The organism is Microbacterium resistens NBRC 103078, from assembly GCF_001552355.1.
Lineage (GTDB): Bacteria > Actinomycetota > Actinomycetes > Actinomycetales > Microbacteriaceae > Microbacterium > Microbacterium resistens.
This window is the reverse complement of the sequence record NZ_BCRA01000043.1, coordinates 1-3,456: the sequence shown is the minus strand read 5'-3', so window position 1 is coordinate 3,456 and position 3,456 is coordinate 1. Positions and strand designations below refer to the sequence as shown.

The 3,456-nt window shown below is 74.0% G+C and carries 4 protein-coding genes and 1 pseudogene; 1 reads left to right on the top strand and 4 read right to left on the bottom strand.

All coding sequences use genetic code 11. From position 1 onward, the window contains the following. Window positions 1–288, bottom strand: a 288-nt coding sequence (locus tag MR1_RS08750; protein ID WP_322787895.1) for a DUF6597 domain-containing transcriptional factor, incomplete at its 3' end; no start/stop codon positions are given. 157 nt (window positions 289–445) lie between these two features. Between MR1_RS08750 and MR1_RS08745 the strand changes: the two genes are divergently transcribed. Then, window positions 446–1,000: a VOC family protein gene (locus MR1_RS08745; RefSeq protein WP_084344476.1), complete on the top strand. Its 555-nt coding sequence runs from the start codon at window positions 446–448 to the stop codon at window positions 998–1,000. Here the strand turns inward: MR1_RS08745 and MR1_RS08740 are convergent. From MR1_RS08740 to MR1_RS20515, 3 genes and pseudogenes are all read right to left on the bottom strand, one after another. Next, window positions 984–1,817 carry an SGNH/GDSL hydrolase family protein gene (locus MR1_RS08740; RefSeq protein ID WP_067245124.1) on the bottom strand — a complete coding sequence of 278 codons (834 nt, stop codon included), beginning with the start codon at window positions 1,815–1,817 and terminating at the stop codon, window positions 984–986. The genes MR1_RS08745 and MR1_RS08740 overlap by 17 nt on opposite strands. A gap of 89 nt (window positions 1,818–1,906) precedes the next feature. Continuing rightward, entirely contained in the window at window positions 1,907–3,205 is a 1,299-nt protein-coding gene (locus MR1_RS08735) for a histidine--tRNA ligase (RefSeq protein ID WP_067245126.1), read from the bottom strand. A gap of 98 nt (window positions 3,206–3,303) precedes the next feature. Next, window positions 3,304–3,456 (bottom strand): annotated as a pseudogene (locus MR1_RS20515) (nucleoside triphosphate pyrophosphohydrolase); the annotation flags it as partial.

The following is a 3,456-nucleotide window of genomic DNA, read 5'->3' as shown; positions in this document are numbered from 1 at the left end:
GGCCGTCGCCGCGGGGCGCAGCAACGCGCCGACCGCCCACCCTCGTCCGCGCAGCTCGCGCCGTGCGGCCCGTGTCGTCGGACCGACGAGCGACACCCCGTGCGGCTCCACCACGAGGTTCGCCGCCGGGTACCCGATGACGTCCTGCGGGGAGGACTCCCCCGGACCGAGGTCCCACTCCGGGATCCAATACCAGGAGACGAGGGCCCGCGCCTCCGCTGCAGGAGGCAGCCGGTGGAAGGTCGGGAGCCGGGCCGGGTACAGCACGCCGCGAGTGGGGTCGACCATGCGCCCAGCGTAGGCCGAACCCGGTTCGGGGCTCGTTTCGGGGATCCGGGGTCCGTTTCGGGGCGATCCGGCCCCGAGACGCGCCCCAAACCACGCCCGTCCGAGGTTGTCGCGAAACTGCAAGCCCGGCCGGGCCGGGCCGGCCTACCGTGACGGCATGACGAACACCGACACCGACACCGACACCCCTGGCACCGCCACCCCTCGCACCGGCGTGACCGGACGCCACACGACCGACGGCCGTCCGCACTCGGCGACCTCGCTGACCCCGTTCCTCGCCCTCCCCCGGGCGGCGGACGCCATCGCGTTCTACCGGGACGTCTTCGGCGCCCGCGTCGTGGACGTCACCGAGTTCGGCGGCGCCGTCGCGCACGCCGACCTCGACTTCGGCACCGGGCTGCTGCAGCTGGGGGAGCCGAACCCCGAGTACCACCTGGTCGCCCCGCCGGCCGGCGAGGAGGACTGCTACTCGATGGGGCTGTACGTCCCGGACGTGGACGCGGTGGTCACGCGCGCCGTCGCCGCCGGGGCCGTGGTGCGCGAGGCGCCGAGCGACTTCGTCTCCGGCGACCGCTACGCGAGCATCCGGGATCCGTTCGGCGTGCGCTGGTCGGTGATGACGCGGATCGAGGACCTCTCGGAGGAGGAGAGCGCCCGACGGGTCGCCGAGTGGGCGGCCTCGTTCTCCGCGGGCGTCACCGCCGAGGGCTGAGCGCCGCCGAGCCCGTTCGGGCGAGAGCGGTGCGCGCCGCGCGCTCGAGGACAGGGAGCAGCGCCTCGGCCGTGCGCCGATACCCGAGGGCGCTCGGGTGGAAGCGGTCCATACTGAACATCTCCTCCGGCTCGGCGAAGAACATCGGCCCGACCGAGCGGCGCAGATCCACCGGCACGGCACCGGTCCGCCGCGCCGACTCCGCCTGCGCCCTCGCGAGGCGCCGGGACTGGCGGGAGATGAGGCTCCGCAGCGGCTGCGGCACCGGACGCAGCGCCCCGAGGTCGGGACACGTGCCCACCACCACCTCGGCGTCCCGGCGCCGCAGCCGCGTGATCGCGTGCTCGAGATGGCGAGCGGAGACGGACACGGGGATGCGATGGGTCACGTCGTTGCCCCCGACGACGATCACCGCCACGTCGGGACGGTATCCGTCCGGGAGCCCGTCCAGCTGCCCCTCCAGGTCCGGCGACTCCGATCCGACCACGGCGCCGGTCCGCAGCCGGACCGGCTGTCGGAGGCGTCGCGCCAGCCCCTTGGCGAGGCGGCCGCCCAGCGTCTGCTTCCGGTGCTCCGCGCCGAGCCCCGCCGCCAGGGAGTCGCCGAGGACCAGGAGCTCGACGGGACTCCCCTCCATGCGGCGCCGCCACACGCGATCGGCGTCCAGCGCCTCCTCCCCCAGCGGCTTGCCGATCCGGCGGCGGGCGATCGCGGCCTGCCGCGCCAGGGCGGCTCTCGTCGCGACCAGCGATGCCGCGGTCAGCACGAGCACCGACGTGCCGGTGATCGCCGCGCTCCGCGCCCGTTCCGACTGCATGTCCTCATGACAGCGCTCCGACGTGAACGGACGGTGACCTCGCCCCCGGTCAGGACAGGCCTCATCCGGTCAGGACAGGCCTCATCCGGTCAGGACAGGGGCTTGGACTCGAGCGTCCCCGGCGCGTCTCCGGCGCGGACGGTCGCGAACGCCGAGTAGCCGTCGGCGGCGGCCCGCTCCAGCAGCGCCTTGAGGTTCTTGGTCCGGCGCTCCAGTCGCACGCGGGACACGGCGTCGTCCGCAAGCAGCGCGGCCTTGTGCGCCAGCAGCTCGGCGACCGGGACGTCGGCGTCGTGCACGAGCACCACCGCCGCCTCCTGCGCCGCCTCGGCACGGGTGACGAGGTCGACGATCCGCTCGAACCCGATCGAGAAGCCGACCGCGGGGACCTGCTGCCCGAGGAACCGCCCGATCATGCCGTCGTACCGTCCGCCACCGCCCAGGGAGTAATCCACGGACGGGTGCCCGAGCTCGAAGATCGTGCCCGTGTAGTACCCCATGCCGCGCACGAGGAACGGGTCGAACACCAGCGGGATCGGGTCGATCGCGCCGGCCGCCGACGGCCGGGCGGCGGCCACGGCCTCGCCCAGGCCCACCAGGTGCGCCACGATCTCGTCGGGCACCCCCTCGGGAAGGGCCGCGCGGATCTGCCGTTCGCCGTACGGGTGGTACTCCGTCGTCCGGGGCCGGCGGAGGAACGCCTCGAAGGCGTCCACCGCGGCAGCGGTCGCCCCCCGCTCGCGGAGCTCCGCGATGACGCCGTCCTCGCCGATCTTGTCCAGCTTGTCGATGGTGATGAGCACGCCCGGACGCTCGTCGTCGCGGAAGCCGAACGCGTCCAGCATCCCATCCAGCGCCCGGCGGTCGTTGACACGGACCACGCCGCCCTCGAGCCCCAGCGCGTCGATGGTGTCCAGCGAGGCCACCACGAGCTCGGCCTCGGCGCGAGGAGAGTCGTCGCCGATCACGTCGATGTCGCACTGCACGAACTGGCGGTACCGGCCCTTCTGCGGGCGCTCGGCGCGCCAGACCGGGCCGATCTGGATCGAGCGGAACACCCCGGGGAGCTGCCCGCGGTTCGTCGCGTAGAACCGCGCGAGCGGGACCGTGAGGTCGTAACGCAGACCGAGGTCGGACAGCTGCGCCATGTTGTCGGCCGCCTGGCCGATCGCCGCGCCGATCCGCTGGATCGCCTCGGCGTCGAGGCCGCGGCGCAGGATGGTGAACGACAGCTTCTCGTTGTCCCCGCCGATGCCGGCGTGCAGCCGGTCGTACTCCTCGACCACGGGGGTCTCGATCTCGTCGAAGCCGTGCGCCCGGTAGCGCTCACGGATGACGGAGAGCACGCGCTCACGACGCGCCTTGTCGGCGGGCAGGAAATCGCGCATCCCGCGCGGAGGGTTCACGGTGGCCACGGATCCATCTTCCCAGGTCGCGTGAGCCTCCCCGCTCGCGGGGCGCGCTCGTCACCGGACGCCGACGCGGCTCAGTCCGCGGCCTCGGCGGCGCGCACCTCGTCCTCCACCGTGCGCAGCCGCTCGCGCAGCGCCCGTTCGGCGTCCCAGCCGTGTGCGCGGGCCGTCTCGACGAGCGCGAGCAGCGCCTCGCCGAGCTCCTCCTCGCTGGCCGGGCGCCGGAC